Origin of the sequence: Teichococcus rhizosphaerae, assembly GCF_002631185.1 — a bacterium.
Lineage (GTDB): Bacteria > Pseudomonadota > Alphaproteobacteria > Acetobacterales > Acetobacteraceae > Pseudoroseomonas > Pseudoroseomonas rhizosphaerae.
The window spans coordinates 19325-34537 of record NZ_PDNU01000015.1 but is presented as its reverse complement, the minus strand read 5'-3'; the positions used below and the strand labels follow the sequence as shown (position 1 = coordinate 34537).

At 74.0% G+C, this 15213-nt stretch carries 16 protein-coding genes; 11 read left to right on the top strand and 5 right to left on the bottom strand.

What is annotated here, in order from left to right; translation table 11 throughout:
* Position 1 precedes the first annotated feature (1 nt).
* Positions 2–1612, bottom strand: coding sequence for a bifunctional metallophosphatase/5'-nucleotidase (locus CR162_RS09795; protein ID WP_099095367.1), 1611 nt, complete (start codon positions 1610–1612; stop codon positions 2–4).
* Positions 1613–1741: 129 nt separating this feature from the next.
* On the opposite strand from CR162_RS09795, the gene CR162_RS09790 reads away from it, so the two are divergent.
* The 5 genes from CR162_RS09790 to CR162_RS09770 all read left to right on the top strand — a co-directional run bounded on the left by CR162_RS09790 (position 1742) and on the right by CR162_RS09770 (position 5434).
* On the top strand, positions 1742–2656 hold the full coding sequence (locus CR162_RS09790) for a sulfite exporter TauE/SafE family protein (protein WP_099095366.1): 915 nt from the start codon (positions 1742–1744) through the stop codon (positions 2654–2656).
* Positions 2653–3564, top strand: coding sequence for a TIGR02186 family protein (locus tag CR162_RS09785; protein WP_099095365.1), 912 nt, complete (start codon positions 2653–2655; stop codon positions 3562–3564). Before CR162_RS09790 ends, CR162_RS09785 begins: the two co-directional genes overlap by 4 nt.
* Positions 3565–4044 (top strand): universal stress protein, encoded by a 480-nt coding sequence (locus CR162_RS09780; protein ID WP_099095364.1) that lies wholly within the window; start codon positions 3565–3567, stop codon positions 4042–4044.
* Between the two features lie 109 nt (positions 4045–4153).
* Positions 4154–4717, top strand: coding sequence for a NifU family protein (locus CR162_RS09775; protein WP_099095363.1), 564 nt, complete (start codon positions 4154–4156; stop codon positions 4715–4717).
* A gap of 126 nt (positions 4718–4843) precedes the next feature.
* On the top strand, positions 4844–5434 hold the full coding sequence (locus CR162_RS09770; RefSeq protein WP_099095362.1) for a malonic semialdehyde reductase: 591 nt from the start codon (positions 4844–4846) through the stop codon (positions 5432–5434).
* 45 nt (positions 5435–5479) lie between these two features.
* Here the strand turns inward: CR162_RS09770 and CR162_RS09765 are convergent, their stop codons facing one another.
* The 3 genes from CR162_RS09765 to CR162_RS09755 form a co-directional block, all read right to left on the bottom strand.
* The gene (locus tag CR162_RS09765) at positions 5480–6514 is read right to left on the bottom strand and encodes a Bug family tripartite tricarboxylate transporter substrate binding protein (RefSeq protein ID WP_245870234.1); all 1035 of its coding nucleotides are present in this window, start codon (positions 6512–6514) and stop codon (positions 5480–5482) included.
* Positions 6515–6586: 72 nt separating this feature from the next.
* Complete coding sequence (locus tag CR162_RS09760) at positions 6587–7498, bottom strand: AEC family transporter (protein WP_099095361.1); 912 nt, start codon at positions 7496–7498, stop codon at positions 6587–6589.
* A 25-nt stretch (positions 7499–7523) separates the two neighbouring features.
* Positions 7524–8504 carry an adenosine kinase gene (locus CR162_RS09755; RefSeq protein ID WP_099095360.1) on the bottom strand — a complete coding sequence of 327 codons (981 nt, stop codon included), beginning with the start codon at positions 8502–8504 and terminating at the stop codon, positions 7524–7526.
* 365 nt (positions 8505–8869) lie between these two features.
* Here CR162_RS09755 and CR162_RS09750 point away from each other — a divergent pair, with 365 nt between their 5' ends.
* From CR162_RS09750 to CR162_RS09735, 4 genes are all read left to right on the top strand, one after another.
* Positions 8870–9547: a bactofilin family protein gene (locus CR162_RS09750; protein ID WP_099095359.1), complete on the top strand. Its 678-nt coding sequence runs from the start codon at positions 8870–8872 to the stop codon at positions 9545–9547.
* A 49-nt stretch (positions 9548–9596) separates the two neighbouring features.
* Positions 9597–10049, top strand: coding sequence for a hypothetical protein (locus CR162_RS09745; protein WP_099095358.1), 453 nt, complete (start codon positions 9597–9599; stop codon positions 10047–10049).
* A 61-nt stretch (positions 10050–10110) separates the two neighbouring features.
* Positions 10111–10827 (top strand): ribonuclease PH, encoded by a 717-nt coding sequence (gene rph, locus CR162_RS09740; RefSeq protein ID WP_099095357.1) that lies wholly within the window; start codon positions 10111–10113, stop codon positions 10825–10827.
* A 41-nt stretch (positions 10828–10868) separates the two neighbouring features.
* Positions 10869–11444 (top strand): non-canonical purine NTP pyrophosphatase, encoded by a 576-nt coding sequence (locus CR162_RS09735; protein WP_099095356.1) that lies wholly within the window; start codon positions 10869–10871, stop codon positions 11442–11444.
* 9 nt (positions 11445–11453) lie between these two features.
* On the opposite strand, the gene CR162_RS09730 is transcribed toward CR162_RS09735, so the two are convergent.
* A complete protein-coding gene (locus tag CR162_RS09730; protein WP_218014870.1) occupies positions 11454–12356 on the bottom strand; it encodes an alpha/beta fold hydrolase in 903 nt (300 codons plus the stop codon).
* Positions 12357–12517: 161 nt separating this feature from the next.
* Here CR162_RS09730 and CR162_RS09725 point away from each other — a divergent pair, with 161 nt between their 5' ends.
* Positions 12518–13843, top strand: coding sequence for an aspartate aminotransferase family protein (locus CR162_RS09725; protein WP_099095355.1), 1326 nt, complete (start codon positions 12518–12520; stop codon positions 13841–13843).
* A 383-nt stretch (positions 13844–14226) separates the two neighbouring features.
* Positions 14227–15210, top strand: coding sequence for a CobW family GTP-binding protein (locus CR162_RS09720; protein ID WP_099095354.1), 984 nt, complete (start codon positions 14227–14229; stop codon positions 15208–15210).
* Positions 15211–15213 lie beyond the last annotated feature (3 nt).

Genomic DNA, 15213 nt, shown 5'->3' with positions numbered 1-15213 from the left:
CCTATTCCGCCCGGATGCGGCCGCGCGGCGCGGCGCGGGCGGCGCCGCCGGCGGCGATGTGGACGGCCAGCGCCTCGTCCATCGGCAGGCCGTTGTCGCGCGCGGCCAGCGCCCGGTCGCGCAGGGGCAGGTAGCCATCGCCGCCGCGGCGGAGGAAGTCGTTGGTGACGACGCGGTAGGCGCGCTCCGGCTCGAGCGGCCGGCCGCCGACCGTCACCGCCGCCACGCGCTCGCCCACCGGGGCGCCGGGGCGCCAGCGCAGCGCCATCCCCGCGACCTGCGGAAAGCCGCCGCCCACGCCGGCGCGCGACAGGCCGATCTCCAGCGCGGCCCGCAGGTCGGCGCCGCGCAGCACCACCAGCGCGAGGGTGTTGCCATAGGGCAGGGTGTCCAGCACCGCGCCGCGGGTGATCATCCCCTCCGGCAGCGCGGCGCGCAGGCCGCCGCCATTGGTCAGCGCCACCTCCGCCTCCGGCTCGGCCGCCAGCATCGCATCCGCCACCAGGTTGCCGAGCGCGCATTCGCCGCCACGGCAGCCCTCCGGCGTCAGGCCGGGCGCGCCGGGGCCGGCGGGGCTGGCGCGCAGCGCCTCCAGCGGCGCGGCGAAGCCGGCCAGCAGCGCCTTCACCGCCCCGTCCTCGGCCAGCGCCGCCGTGACGGGCCGCACCGCCCCGCCATGCGCCAGCACCCGCCCATCCGCCGCGAGGTCGAGCGAGAGTCGGCCGAGCCAGCGGCCATGCGCGCCCGCCTGCACGATGCGCACCGGGCGGTCCGGCCCGTCGGCCAGCAGGGGGTGGGGACCCGCGGCGCCGGGCAGGCCGTCGGCCAGCAGGGTGTGGGAATGGCCGCCCACGATGACGTCGATGCCCGCCACCGCCGCGGCCAGGGCGCGGTCCTCGGCCAGCCCCAGATGCGAGAGCACGACGATGGTGGAGAAGCCTTCCGCCCGCAGCGCCGCCACCTGCCGCGCCGCCGCCTCCTGCGCGCTGGTGAAGGCGAGGTCCGGGCCGGGGCTGGAGGAGCGCGGCGTGTCCTCCGTCGTCAGGCCGATGACGCCGATGCGCGCGGCGCCGCGCCGGAACGTGGCATGGGGGCGGATGCGCGCCTGCAGCGCCGGCACCCGGCGCGCGTCGAGATTGGCCGAGAGCAGGGGGAAGTCCACCGCCCCGGCATAGCGCAGCAGCCCTTCCGGCCCGCGGTCGAACTCGTGGTTGCCGAGCGCCATGGCGGCACAGCCCGTGGCCTTCTGCACCGCCGCCTCGGCCAGGCCGTGATGCGCGACGTGGTAGAGGCTGCCGGTGAACTGGTCGCCCGCATCGAGCTGCAGCACGGCGCGGCCCTGCGCCGCGGCCTCGCCGCGGGCCTCGCGCAGGGCGGTGGCGAGCCGGGCGCTGCCGCCCAGGCATTCCCCGGCCGGCCCGCAGGCGGCGCCGCTCGGCCGCGACCCGTCATGCCGGGCGTGGAAGTCGTTCAGGTGCAGCAGGTCGAGCCTCGCCGCCGCCTCGGCGCGCGGCCGGCGCAGGGCGGGGAGGGCCAGCGCCAGCCCCAGCGGCGCGGCCCGCAGCAGGGCGCGGCGCGCCAGGCCAAGTGGCGGGGTGAGGTCCTTCGGCATGGTCGCGCGCTCCAGGGGGAGCCATGCTTTAGCCCAAGTCCCGCCGCATTCGGAATGTCCCTTGTCTGCCGGGCATGACGGGTCCAAACCGCATGGCCTTGTCCTTCTGGCGTGAAGACTGGAACCGCGATGCAGGTCTACCTGCCGATCGCCGAGATGTCGGTGGATGCGCTGCTGCTGCTCGGCATCGGCTTTGGCGTGGGCTGGCTTTCCGGGCTGTTCGGCGTGGGCGGCGGCTTCCTGCTGACGCCGCTGCTGATCCTGATCGGCATTCCCGCGCCCGTGGCGGTGGCGTCGGGCGCCAACCAGACGCTGGGCGCCTCGGTGTCGGGCCTCATCGCGCAGTGGCGGCGGGGCAATGTCGATCCGCGCATGGGCGGGGTGCTGCTGGCGGGCGGCTTCCTGGGCTCGGGCCTCGGCGTGCTGCTCTTCGCCTGGCTGCGGCGGCTGGGGCAGGTCGACCTGGCGGTGTCGGTCTTCTATGTCGTCATCCTGGGCAGCGTGGGCGGGCTGATGGTGCGGGAAAGCGTGCGCGCCATCCTGCGCCGGCGGCGGCAGGGGGGGCCGGCGCGGCTGCACGCGCACCTCTGGATGCACGGCCTGCCCTTCAAGCTGCGCTTCCGCAAGTCGCGCCTCTACATCTCGGTCATCCCGCCGCTGCTGGTGGGCTTCGGCATCGGCGTGCTGTCGGCGATGATGGGGGTCGGCGGCGGCTTCATGCTGGTGCCGGCGATGATCTACCTGCTCGGCATGCCCACCGCCGTGGTGATCGGCACCTCGCTGTTCCAGGTGGTGTTCGTGGCCGCCAACGTCACGCTGCTGCAGGCGGTGCAGACCGGCAGCGTGGACATCGTGCTGACGCTGCTGCTGCTGGTGGGCGGCGTGGCCGGCGCGCAGTTCGGCGCCAGCATGGGCAGCCGCCTGCGCGGCGAGGAAACCCGCGCCCTGCTCGGCCTGCTGGTGCTGGGCGTGGCGCTGAGCCTGCTCTGGGGGCTGGTGGTGACGCCGGAAAGCGAGTTCGCCGTGGGCCCGATGCCGCTATGAGCCCGTGGCGGCCGGCGTGGCCGCGCCCGGCCCCGCTCCTGTTCCTGGGCGCGCTGCTGTTCGCGCTTCCCGGCCCGCTGCCGGCCTGGCCCGCCATGGCCCAGGCCCCGGTTGCCCCGCCGCCTGCCCCCTCGGCCGCCCCCTCGGCCGCGCCGCCGCGCCGGCCCCCCGCCGTGGCGCAGCTGCTGCCGCCACCGCCGCCCGCGCCGCCCGGCCAGCCCGCCGCCGCCCGCCCGCCCCTGGTGGCCGAGCTTTCCCAGGCGCAGGTGGCCATCACCACCGGCTTCAGCGGCACCGAGGTGCTGGTGTTCGGCGCCACGGAGCGGCTGCTCGGCGCCGGCGGGGACGAGGTGCTGGTGATCGCCCAGGGGCCGGCCCAGCCCATGGTGGTGCGCCGCAAGATCCGCGTGCTGGGCTTGTGGCTCAATGGCGCCTCGGCCCGCTTCTGGCGCGTGCCGGGCTACTACTTCCTCACCGGCACCCGGCCGCTGGCGGAGATGCTGAGCCGGGAGGAGCGGGCCACCAAGCGCATCGGCCTCGGCGCCCTGCCGCTGGAGGCGGCGGGCAACCAGAGCCAGGAGTTCCGCGAGGCGCTGCTGGAGCTGAAGCAGGATGCCGGGCTGTGGCACGAGGAGGGCACCATGCACATCGCCGGCGCCCGGCTGTTCCGCGCCAGCCTGCCGCTGCCCGCCACCGTGCCCACCGGCGACTACCTGGTGCAGGTGCTGCTGGTGCGCGACGGGCGCGTGGTGGCGCGGCAGGAGCTGAGCTTCCGCGTCGGCCGGGCGGGAACCGCCGCCCGCATCGCCGATGTCGCCAAGGTCCAGCCGGTGGTATACGGCCTGCTCTGCATCCTGCTGGCCGCGCTCGCGGGCTGGCTCGGCAGCGTGCTGTTCCGGAGGGGATGAATGCCCGAAGCCGCCCGACGCGACCGTGTCTTCCTGGTGGTGGTCGACGACACGCCGGAGCTGCGCGTGGCGCTGCGCTATGCCTGCCTGCGCGCCAAGCATGGCGGCGGCCGCGTGGCGCTGCTGCGGGTGGTGGAGGAGGCGGGCACGGTGGAATGGGCCGGCGTCGGCGCCATGCTGCAGGAGGAGCGGCGCGAGGAGGCGGAAAAGCTGCTCTCCGCCCTGGCCGCCGAGGTGCAGGAGATCACCGGCGGCATGCCGATCCTGCTGATCCGCGAGGGCAATGCGCGCGACGAGCTGCTGGCGCTGCTGGAGGAGGACCCGCGCATGTCCATCCTGATCCTGGCCACCGCCGCCAATGCCAGCGGGCCGGGGCCGCTGATCACGGCGCTGACCGGCCGCTACGCGCCGCGCCTGCGGGTGCCCATGACCATCGTGCCCGGCACGCTGGACGACCGGGACATGGAGCGCGTCACCTGAGACCCTGCCGCGCCTTCAGCGCGGAACCGCAAAGGTTGCACGCGGCGGCCCGACGGCCCAAATCCCGTCCACGACACGCGCCGACCCTCACACGGAAAAGCCCAGAACGATGTTCATCGAGACCGAAGCCACCCCGAACCCCGCCACCCTGAAGTTCCTGCCGGGCCAGGACGTGATGGGCGGGCGCGGCACGGCCGATTTCACCAGCGCCGAGGGCGCCGGCCGCAGCCCGCTGGCCGAGCGGCTGTTCGCGCTGGACGGCGTGGCCCGCGTCTTCCTGGGCGCCGACTTCGTCACCGTCACCAAGACGGACGCGGTGGACTGGCAGGCGCTGAAGCCCATGGTGCTGGGCGGCATCATGGAGCACTACATGGCCGGCCGCCCCGTGGTGCTGGACGCCGACGCCGAGGAGGCGATCGAGGACAGCGACCCGGCCGATGCCGAGATCGTCGCCCAGATCAAGGAGCTGCTGGACACCCGCGTGCGCCCGGCCGTGGCCGGCGATGGCGGGGACATCGTCTTCCGCGGCTTCCGCGACGGCATCGTCAAGCTGCACCTGCAGGGCGCCTGCTCGGGCTGCCCCTCGTCGCGCGCCACGCTGAAGCACGGGGTGGAGAACATGCTCCGCCACTACGTGCCGGAGGTGATGGCGGTGGAGCAGGTGGACGCCTGACCCAAGGGGCCCGGGCCGGCCAAAGGCCCGGGCCCCATTCACCCGGCGAATACCGGCCATCGGCTTGGCCGCGTTGGCAGGCCCGCTGCCCGGCCTCATCCTGTGCGCCCCGCACAGGAGCACCCGATGACCGCCCCTCTCGACGACACCGCGCTCGACCAGCTGTTCCGCGCGGCGCGCACCCACAACAGGTGGCAGGACCGCGCCGTCGGCGACGAGACGCTGCGCCAGCTCTATGACCTGGTGAAGATGGCGCCGACCAGCGCCAATTCCTCCCCTGGCCGCTTCGTCTTCATCCGCACCCGCGAGGGCAAGGAGAGGCTGCGCCCCGCCCTTTCCGCCGGCAACCTCGACAAGACGATGACCGCGCCGGTGACGGTGATCGTCGCCTGGGACCAGCGGTTCCACGACAAGCTGCCCGTGCTGTTCCCGCATGCCGACGCCAAGTCCTGGTTCACCGGCAACGCCGCCTTCGCCGAGGCCACCGCCTTCCGCAACGCCTCCATGCAGGCGGGCTACCTGATCATGGCGGCGCGCGCGCTCGGGCTGGATACGGGCCCGATGAGCGGCTTCGACAACGCCAGGGTGGACGAGGCCTTCCTCGCCAACACGGGCTGGAAGTCCAACCTGCTGGTCAATCTGGGCTATGGCGACGAGGCGGGGCTGCAGGCGCGCCTGCCGCGCCTGGCCTTCGACGAGGCGGTGGACCTCGCCTGACGAAGAGGAAGGCCGGAGGAAGGGATTCCGCCGGGCCTTCCGGTTTCAGCTGTCCAGGCGGATGCCCAGCTCGCGGATCAGCGGGCGCCAGGCGGCGTTCTCGCGCGCGACGAAGGCATCGAACTCCTCCGGCGACCAGGGGGCGGTCTCGACGCCGAGGTCGCGCATCCGCTCCTGCATGGCCGGCGCCGCGATGACGGCGCGCATCTCCCGGTTCAGCCGCGCCAGGATGGCGGGCGGCGTGCCGGCGGGGGCCGACATGGCCTGCCAGCCAAAGGCCACCGCCTGGCCGATGCCGAGCTCCAGCGCCGTCGGCACCTCCGGCATCCGCGCCGAGCGCGTCTCGGACAGCACCAGCAGCGCCCGCGCCTTGCCGTCCCGCAGGAAGGGCAGGCCGGTGGCGCAGTCGATCAGCACGCTGTCCACCGCGCCGCCGATCAGGTCGGCCATCGCCGCCGGGCCGCCGCGATAGGGCACGTGCGTGGCGTCGAAGCCGGCGCGGCGCTTCAGCATCTCCATGGCCAGGTGGTGCGGCGAGGCGACGGCGGGGGAGCCATAGGTCGGGGCCTGCCGCGCCGCGGGCGCCACGTAGTCGGCGAGGCTCCGCACCGGGCTGTCGGGCCGCACCACCAGGAAGAGCGGGAAGCGGCCGATGAAGCCCACGCCGGTCAGGTCCCGGTCCGGGTCGTAGGGCAGGCGGCCATAAAGGGCGGGGTTGTAGACGAGGTTGCCGTTGTCGGTGTGCAGCAGGGTGTGGCCGTCCGGCGCGCTGCGGGCGACGGTCTCGCTGGCCAGCACGGCGCCGCCGCCGGGGCGGTTGTCCACCACCATGTTCTGGCCCAGCGCCGGGCCCATGCCGGCCGCGATGAGGCGGGCGAAGGTGTCGGACGGCCCGCCCGCCGGATAGCCCACCACCCAGCGCAGCGGGCGCTCCGGCCAGCCCTCCCGCGCCCTGGCCCACCCCGCCGGGATGGCCGCCCCCGCCAGCGCCATGCCCGCCAGGCCCCGCGCAACCTCCCGCCGCCCCACCCGCCGCTCCGGCTCCGTCATCGCCTGCTCCATGCCCTTCCCGATCGTCACGCGCGTCCTGGCGCCGCACAAAGATACCAGGGGTGCGCGCGGGGGCGGAACATCGCGCCTCCCGCGCCCGCCTCAAAGCGCCAGCAGCGCCACCCAGAGCGGCAGCGTCACCATGGCCAGGAGGTGCTGCGTCGTGGTCATCGCCGCCATCAGCGGCGCGTCGCCGCCCATGGCGCGGGCCTGCACATAGGCGGTGGTGGCGGTGGGCTGGGCCATGAACAGCACGGCGACGGCCAGCGCCTGCGCCTCCAGCCCCAGGGCGTGGCCGAGCGCCAGGGTGATCGCCGGCACCGCGAACAGCTTCAGCGTTGCCGTCAGCCCCTGGGTGAGCGGGCTGGCCGCCAGTGCCCCTGGCGTCAGCGCCGCGCCGACGCAAAGCAGCCCGATGGCCAGCGACCCCTGCGCCAGGCTGCGCAGCAGCCCGGCCAGCCCCGGCGGCGCACCGCCCACCAGCGAAAGGGCGAGCCCCGCCGCGCAGGCCAGCAGCAGCGGGTTGGTGACCATCTGCCGCAGCACCCGCAGCGGGTCCGCCCGGCGCGTGCCGCCCAGGCTGAACGCCAGGGTGATGAGGACCTGCACAAAGGGCACGATCAGCCCGGTGGCGATGCCGCCGAAGGCGATGCCGGCCGCCCCGTAGACCGACCCCGCCACGGCGAAGGCGAGCAGGGTGTTGAAGCGGATCCCCCCCTGCAGCACGGAGGTGGCGGTGGCGTGGCCATGCCCCAGCCCGCGCGCCAGCAGCAGGGAAAGCGCCGCGCCCAGCAGCAGCGCGCCCCAGATGGCGCCGGCCATGCCGCCCAGCGGCAGCTCGGCCAGCTTCACCGCGCCGATGGAGGAGACCAGCAGGGCCGGCAGCAGCACGGTGAAGACCAGCTTCTCCATGCCGGCCCAGACCGCCGCGTCGGTCAGCACCCGCCGGCGCAGCAGCGCGCCGAGGCCGATCAGCCCGAAGGTGGCGACGAAGGCGTCGAGCCAGGGACCCATCGGGCCTCCCTCCCCCGCGCCGGCCTCAGGCGCCGACCAGCGCCTTCAGCTCGGCCTGCGGACGGGCGCCGAAATGGCCGATGCACTCGGCCGCCGCCACCGAGCCCCAGCGGCCGCATTCCGGCAGGGCGCGGCCCCGGGTGAGCGCGGCCAGGAAGCCCGCGGCATAGGCGTCGCCCGCGCCGGTGGTGTCCACCACGCGGGCGGGCTCGGCGGCGACCTCGTGCGTCGCCTCGCCCGCCACGATCACGCTGCCCCGCTCGGAGCGCGTGATGGCGGCGAGCTTCACCTCGCCCCGCACCGCCTCGATCGCCGCGTCCAGGCTGTCCGTCTCGTAGAGGCTCATGATCTCCGCCTCGTTGGCGAAGACGATGTCGGCCTGGCGGGCGACGAAGGCGCGGAAGGCCTCGCGGTGGCGGCCGACGCAGAAGGGGTCGGACAGGCTGATCGCCACCTGCCGCCCGGCCTGGTGCGCCAGCGCGGCGGCGCGGCGGAAGGCGGCCTGCGCCGCCGGCGGGTCGAACAGGTAGCCCTCCAGGTAGGTGACGGCGGCGGAGGCCACCATGGCCGCGTCCACGTCCTCCTCGCCAAAGGCCACGCAGGCGCCGAGATAGGTGTTCATGGTCCGCTGCCCGTCCGGCGTGACCAGGATCAGGCAGCGCGCCGTGGGGTCGCCGCCCCGCAGCGGGGCGGTGGGGAAGGTGACGCCGGTGGCGCGGATGTCGTGCGCGAAGACCTGGCCCAGCGCGTCCTCCGCCACCTTGCCCAGGAAGCCCACGCGGGCGCCGAGCGCCGCGGCCACGGCGCAGGTGTTGCCGGCCGAGCCGCCGCTGCTCTCGATGCCGGGGCCCATGGCGGCGTAGATCGCCTCGGCGCGGGCGGTGTCGATCAGCGCCATCGCGCCCTTGGTCATGCCCTGCGCGGCCAGGAAGCCCTCCTCGGCGCGGGCCAGCACGTCCAGGATGGCGTTGCCGATGCCGAGGATGTCGAGGGTGGAGGCGGCCATGTGGGGAACCCTGTGCTCTGCGGGGATGCGGCGGTGCCGCGCAGCACCGCCGATAGCAGCCCCGCGCCGCCGGGCATAGGGCGGGCGCCGCGCCCTGCCCTCCCGCTCACATCTGGCGGCGCGGGCGCGGCGTCCTGGCTGGCGGAACGGCGCCCGCCCGCCGCCCCTTCCGTTGCGCCCGCTGCCGCGCCCGACGGGCACCGCCCCCGGGCGGCCCGCCCGAGCTTCCGGAAAAAGGGGGATTCGTTGCGCCCGCCCCGTTGTCCGGACGGGGCCCTGCGTGATAGCCGGGGACAGGAGCGCGCCGGCCCGCCGCAGGGCCCCCGCGCGAGGCTTCATACCCAGCCGTTGCACAGGGGGAGCGTATGTCCATCTTCCGCCGTCGCGAAGAGCCCATCCAGCCCGCGCCCGGCGCGGGAGGGGCAGAGGAAGGCCCCGGCGCGCCGACCACCGTTCCGGTGGCGCGCGACCCGGACCTCGCCGTTCCCCCCTTCCGCCCCGCGCCCAGCAAGGAGGCCGCCATGAACCTGCCGCCGAAGCCCAGCCAGCCCCCCGCCGGAATGGGCATGCCGCCACGGCCGCCGGTGAATGCCGGGGTTCCGGCCCAGGGCCAGGCCCAGGCCCCCGCCGCCGCCGCCCGCGCGCCCCTTCCCGCCGCCGCCACCGAGCGCCGCACCATGGTCGTGGGCAAGGGCATCAGCCTGCAGGGCACCGTGACGGATGCCGAGCGGCTGGTGGTGGAGGGCACCATCGAGAGCCAGATGATGCAGGCGGCCGAGCTGTTCATCAGCCCGAGCGGCGTGTTCAAGGGCGAGGTCGAGGTGGACGACGCCGAGATCGCCGGCACCTTCGACGGTACGCTGACGGCGCGCGGCAACCTGATCATCCGCGGCACCGGCCGGGTGCTGGGCGTGGCCCGCTGCCGCAAGCTCCAGGTGGAGGAAGGCGGCCAGCTTTCCGGCCGCATGGAGATGCTGAGCGACAGCGCGCCGCAGCACAGCTACGCGCCCTCGCCGCTCGCCATTCCCGCCGCGGAGGTCTGACCGGCGGCGCGGGGGGTCCGCCCCCCGCCGGCCTTCCGCCCCACCGCCCATGCGTCCACTCCTCCTGACCGCCCTGCTGCTGCTCGGCGCCTGCGCCGCGCAGCCCTCTCCGGCCGATCCGCGCGCGGTTCTGCAGGAGGTGCTGGAAAGCTACCGCGCCAACCTGGCCGGCATGCAGCCGACCGCCGCCCCCGTCCTGCCACGGCTGGAGGGGACGCCGGAACGCGCCGCGCAGCTTCTCGGCCAGTCGCCCGAGGCGGTGCGCCGCTGGCTGGGCGAGCCGCGCCTGCGCCGCACCGAGGGCGCGGCGCAGATCTGGCTCTACCAGACGTCCTTCTGCCATCTCGACGTGGTGCTGGACCGCGACGACGCGCCCGGCGCGGCGCTGCGCGTCAGCTATGCCGCGGCGCGCGCCTCGGGCACCGAGCGCCGCACCGAGGCCGCCTGCCTGCGGCAGCTCGCCGGCGGCGCCGGGCCGGCGGTGGAGCGCACCGCGAATTGACAGGCCGCGGCCACCGCCGCATTCCGTTCCAGCCCACCCCACCACCGAAAGACCCACGCCCATGCGCCCTTCCGGCCGCGCCCCCGACGCGTTGCGCACCGTCAGCCTGGAAACCGGCGTGGCCCGGCACGCGGAGGGCTCCTGCCGCATCCGGGTGGGCCACACGGAGGTGCTCTGCACCGCCAGCGTGGAAGGGCGCGTGCCCTCCTTCATGCGCGGCAAGGGCGAGGGCTGGGTGACGGCCGAGTACGGCATGCTGCCGCGCGCCACCCACAGCCGCGGCGACCGCGAGGCGGCGCGCGGCAGGCAGTCCGGCCGCACGCAGGAAATCCAGCGCCTCATCGCCCGCAGCCTGCGCGCGGTGGTGGACCGCCGGGCGATGGGCGAGCTGGCCGTGGTGCTGGATTGCGACGTGCTGACGGCCGATGGCGGCACCCGCTGCGCCGCCATCACCGGCGCCTGGGTGGCGCTGCACCAGGCCTTCGAGCATTGCGTGCTGAAGAACCTGATCAGCGGCAACCCGATCCGCGACCAGGTGGCCGCCATCTCCTGCGGCCTGTGGAAGGGCGAGCCGGTGCTCGACCTCGACTACGCCGAGGACAAGGACGCCCAGGCGGACGCCAATTTCGTGCTGACCGGCAAGGGCGGCATCGTCGAGGTGCAGGGCACCGCCGAGGGCGCGCCCTTCTCCGACGCGCAGCTCGCCGCCATGCTGGGGCTGGCGCGCACGGGGACGGAGGCGCTCTTCGCCGCCCAGCGCCGGGCGATCGGCCGGTGAGCGGGGCATCGCACCGCCGCCTGACGGAGCGGCGCATCGTCATGGCCAGCCACAATGCGGGCAAGGTGGCGGAGAACGCCGCGCTGCTGGCCGAGTATGGCATCGGGATCGTCAGCGCCAGGGAGCTTGGCCTGCCGGTGCCGGAGGAAACCGAGGCCACCTTCCTCGGCAACGCCACGCTGAAGGCGCTGGCCGCCGCCCGCGCCTCCGGGCTGGTGGCGCTGGCCGATGACAGCGGCTTCTCGGTCGCCTCGCTGGACGGCGCGCCGGGCGTCCACACCGCCGACTGGGCCGAGCTTCCCGGCGGCGGGCGCGACTACGCCGCCGCCATGGCGAAGGTGCACGCCCTCGCCGCCCCGCATGCCGACCGCGCCGCCTGGTTCACCTGCGCGCTGGTGCTGGCCTGGCCGGACGGGCATGTGGAAGGCTTCGAGGGCCGCGCCATGGGCGAGTGGGTGTGGCCGCCGCGCGGCCCGGGCGGCTTCGGCTACGACCCGATGTTCCAGCCCGCCGGCCAGGGCCAGACCTTTGCGGAGATGGACAAGGCCGGCAAGCACGCCATCAGCCACCGCGCCAACGCGTTCCGGATGCTGGCCGAGGCCTGCCTGAAGGGCTGAGGGGGAAGGTCAGCCGGCCTCCTCCTTTCCCACCGCCATTACCGCCCGCGCGAAGGCCTCCGGCGCTTCCTGCGGCAGGTTGTGCCCGATCCCCCGCAGGACGTGGCGCGCATAGGGGCCGGTGAAATGCGGTGCCGCCCTGTCCTCCGCCGGGAGCGGCCCCTCCACCCCGTCCGCGTCGCCCTGCAGCACGATGGCGGGCACGCCGATGGCGGGCCGCGCCGCCAGCCGCGCCTCGACCCCGTCCAGCGCCGGGTCGCCCGGGACGCCGCCGAAGCGGTGCCGGTAGGAGTGGATGACGACCTCCACGAAATCCGGGTTGTCGAAGGCCGCGGCGCTGCGGCCGAAGGTGGCGTCGTCGAAGCGCCATTCCGGCGACCAGAGCCGCCAGATGAGCCGGCACAGCTCCCGCCGGTTGCGGGTGAGGCCCGCCCGGCCGCGCTCCGTGTGGAAGTAGTACTGGTACCAGTAGCGCAGCTCCTTTTCCGGCGGCGCCGGCTCGCCGGCGCGGGCGATGTCCTGGATGTTGTAGCCGGTGCCGCAGCTGACCAGCCCGCGCACCCGCTCCGGCCACAGCGCCGCGACGACGCAGGCCGCGCGGCCGCCCCAGTCATGGCCCGCCAGCACCGCGCGCGGGATGCGCAGCGCGTCCATCAGCGCCAGCAGGTCCGCGCCCAGCGCCGCCTGCTGGCCCGAGCGCGGCGTCCCGTCCGAAAGGAAATGCGTGCCGCCATAGCCGCGCAGGAAGGGGACGACGCAGCGCCAGCCTTGCTCCGCCAGGATCTCCGCCGCGGCCTCGCAGGCATGGATGTCGTAGGGGAAGCCGTGCAGCAGGATCGCCACCGGCCCGCCGGCCGGGCCGGTTTCCCGGTAGGCCACGGACAGCACGCCCGCCTCGATCCGCCGCATCATCGCCCCATCCCTTCGCTTTCCGGGCCGCAGGATAGGCCGGCGCGGCGGCCCCGCGCGCATCATTCCGCCGAGTCTCGCGCGGATCGCGGGAAGCCTCTCGCCTTCCGCCCGCAACCGGCCTAGCCTTTCCCGCCATCCGCCCCGGCTGTGCAGGATTGGCCATGAACCAGATCAACGTGCCGCGCCCGAACGACCTCGATGCGTTCTGGATGCCCTATTCGGACAACCGCTACTTCAAGTCCCAGCCGCGCATGCTCGCCCGCGCCGAGGGCATGTCCTACTTCACCGCCGACGGGCGGGAGATCATCGACGGCACGGCCGGCCTCTGGTGCTGCAATGCGGGCCATGGCCGGAAGGAGATCACCGAGGCCATCCAGAAGCAGGCGGCGGTGATGGACTTCGCCCCCACCTTCCAGCTCGGCCACCCGATCGCCTTCGAGGCGGCCGCGCGCGTCGCCGAGATGACGCCGGCGGGGCTGGACCGGGTGTTCTTCACCAATTCCGGCTCGGAAAGCGCCGACACGGCGCTGAAGATCGCGCTCGCCTACCAGAAGGCGCGCGGCCAGAGCCAGCGCGTGCGCCTGGTCGGGCGGGAGCGCGGCTACCACGGCGTGGGCTTCGGCGGCATGTCGGTGGGCGGCATCGGCGGCAACCGCAAGCAGTTCGGCGCCATGCTGCCCTATGTGGACCACCTGCCCCACACCCACCTGCCGGAACAGAACGCCTTCTCCCGCGGCCTGCCGCAGCACGGCGCCCACCTGGCCGACGCGCTGGAGAACCTCGTCGCCCTGCATGGCGACACCATCGCCGCCGTGATGGTCGAGCCGATGGCCGGCTCCACCGGCGTGCTGGTGCCGCCCGAGGGCTACCTGAAGCGCCTGCGCGAGCTGTGCGACAAGCACGGCATCCTGCTGATCTTCGACGAGGTGATCACCGGCTTCGGCCGCCTCGGCACCAATTTCGGCGCCGAGCGGCTGGGTGTCACGCCGGACATCATGACCATGGCCAAGGGCCTCTCCAACGCCGCCGTGCCGATGGGCGCGGTGGCCGTGAGCAACGCCATCTACGACGCGGTGGTGAACGGCGCGCCGGAAGGCATCGAGCTGTTCCACGGCTACACCTATTCCGGCCACCCGCTGGCCTGCGCCGCCTCCATCGCCACCCTGGCGCTGCACAAGGCGGAGGACCTGCCCGGCCGCGCCGCCGCCATGGAGCCCTATTTCGAGGACGCCGCCCACTCGCTGCGCGGGCTGCCCAATGTCATCGACATCCGCTCCATCGGCCTCGTCACCGGCATCGAGCTGTCCTCGCGCCCGGGCAAGCCCACGGCGCGGGCGGTGGACATCTTCCGCGACTGCTTCGACAAGGGCGTGCTGATCCGCACCACCGGCGACATCATCGCCCTCTCGCCGCCGCTGATCGCCGAGAAGCACCACATCGACCGCATCTTCGGCACCCTGTCCGACGCCATCAAGGCGGCGGCCTGACCGCTTCCGGGGAAGGCAGGCCCTTCCCCGGACCCTGCCCCGCTCCAGGCCCGCGTTCCGGGTCCGCGCTCTGGGCGCCCGTCCCCCGGCCTTCCACACAGGCCTTCCGCACGGGCCATCCGCACGGGCCTTCCACCATGGGCCTTCCACCATGGGCAGCCGGGCGAAGGCCCGGCCCTGGCCGGCGCGGCACCCGCGGGCGGCCGATCCGCCCCGCCCCAGGCCGGGCCGCCGGCATGCCGGCCCCCGCTTCCTTCTGGCAGCCATGCCCACTCTGTCCCGCCGCCCCCCGTGACCTTCGGGGGGAACCGTATCATATGACATTCCCCGAACGACGCCCCAGCGACGTCCCGACGACGTTTCCCCGGCAGGAGATCGCCCCCATGAGCGAGACCAGCGACACCGTTCCCGTCACCGTGCTGACCGGCTATCTCGGCGCCGGCAAGACCACGCTGCTGAACCGCATCCTCACCGAGAACCACGGCAAGAAGTTCGCCGTGGTGATCAACGAGTTCGGTGAGCTCGGCGTGGACAACGACCTCGTCATCGACGCCGACGAGGAAGTGTTCGAGATGAACAACGGCTGCATCTGCTGCACCGTGCGCGGCGACCTCGTGCGCATCCTGGGCGGGCTGATGAAGCGGCGCGGCAAGTTCGACGGCATCATCGTCGAGACCACGGGCCTGGCCAACCCGGCCCCCGTGGCGCAGACCTTCTTCATGGACGAGGACGTCAAGCGCGCGACGCGCCTCGACGCCATCGTCACCGTGGTGGACGCCAAGAACCTCATCGCCCGGCTGGCGGACAGCAAGGAGGCGGAGGAGCAGATCGCCTTCGCCGACCTCATCGTCCTCAACAAGATGGACCTGGTGAGCGAGGACGAGGCCGCCGAGGTGGAGCGCCGCATCAAGGCGATCAACCCCTATGCCGAGATCCGGCGCGCCACCAGGTCGGCCGTGCCGGTGGAGAGCGTGATCGGGCGCGACGCCTTCAAGCTGGAACGCATCCTGGAGCGCGAGCCGGACTTCCTCACCTCGGACGAGCACGAGCACAACGAGGAGGTGATGAGCATGTCCTTCGAGGTGTCGCAGCCGATCGACGCCGAGAAGTTCAACGCCTGGATCAGCCAGCTCCTCCAGGCCAAGGGGCAGGACCTGCTGCGCACCAAGGGCATCCTGGCCTATCAGGGCGAGGAGAACCGCTTCGCCTTCCAGGCCGTGCACATGATCGCCGATGGCGACTTCATCGGGCCGTGGAAGGAAGGCGACCCGCGCAAGTCCAAGATCGTGTTCATCGGCCGCAATCTGAACCGGCCGCAGTTGCGCCGCGGCTTCGAGGGCTGCGTCGCCTCCCAGGGGGCCGCATGAGCG

Bases quoted from the DNA above. Each gene is read 5' to 3' on its own strand.
- rph (WP_099095357.1), top strand. From the start codon at position 10,111: ATGCGCCCTTCCGGCCGCGCCCCCGACGCGTTGCGCACCGTCAGCCTG.
- CR162_RS09785 (WP_099095365.1), top strand. From the start codon at position 2,653: ATGAGCCCGTGGCGGCCGGCGTGGCCGCGCCCGGCCCCGCTCCTGTTC.
- CR162_RS09735 (WP_099095356.1), top strand. From the start codon at position 10,869: ATGGCCAGCCACAATGCGGGCAAGGTGGCGGAGAACGCCGCGCTGCTG.
- CR162_RS09760 (WP_099095361.1), bottom strand. From the start codon at position 7,498: ATGGGTCCCTGGCTCGACGCCTTCGTCGCCACCTTCGGGCTGATCGGC.
- CR162_RS09745 (WP_099095358.1), top strand. From the start codon at position 9,597: ATGCGTCCACTCCTCCTGACCGCCCTGCTGCTGCTCGGCGCCTGCGCC.
- CR162_RS09795 (WP_099095367.1), bottom strand. From the start codon at position 1,612: ATGCCGAAGGACCTCACCCCGCCACTTGGCCTGGCGCGCCGCGCCCTG.
- CR162_RS09775 (WP_099095363.1), top strand. From the start codon at position 4,154: ATGTTCATCGAGACCGAAGCCACCCCGAACCCCGCCACCCTGAAGTTC.
- CR162_RS09750 (WP_099095359.1), top strand. From the start codon at position 8,870: ATGTCCATCTTCCGCCGTCGCGAAGAGCCCATCCAGCCCGCGCCCGGC.
- CR162_RS09730 (WP_218014870.1), bottom strand. From the start codon at position 12,356: ATGATGCGGCGGATCGAGGCGGGCGTGCTGTCCGTGGCCTACCGGGAA.
- CR162_RS09780 (WP_099095364.1), top strand. From the start codon at position 3,565: ATGCCCGAAGCCGCCCGACGCGACCGTGTCTTCCTGGTGGTGGTCGAC.
- CR162_RS09790 (WP_099095366.1), top strand. From the start codon at position 1,742: ATGCAGGTCTACCTGCCGATCGCCGAGATGTCGGTGGATGCGCTGCTG.
- CR162_RS09770 (WP_099095362.1), top strand. From the start codon at position 4,844: ATGACCGCCCCTCTCGACGACACCGCGCTCGACCAGCTGTTCCGCGCG.
- CR162_RS09720 (WP_099095354.1), top strand. From the start codon at position 14,227: ATGAGCGAGACCAGCGACACCGTTCCCGTCACCGTGCTGACCGGCTAT.
- CR162_RS09755 (WP_099095360.1), bottom strand. From the start codon at position 8,504: ATGGCCGCCTCCACCCTCGACATCCTCGGCATCGGCAACGCCATCCTG.
- CR162_RS09725 (WP_099095355.1), top strand. From the start codon at position 12,518: ATGAACCAGATCAACGTGCCGCGCCCGAACGACCTCGATGCGTTCTGG.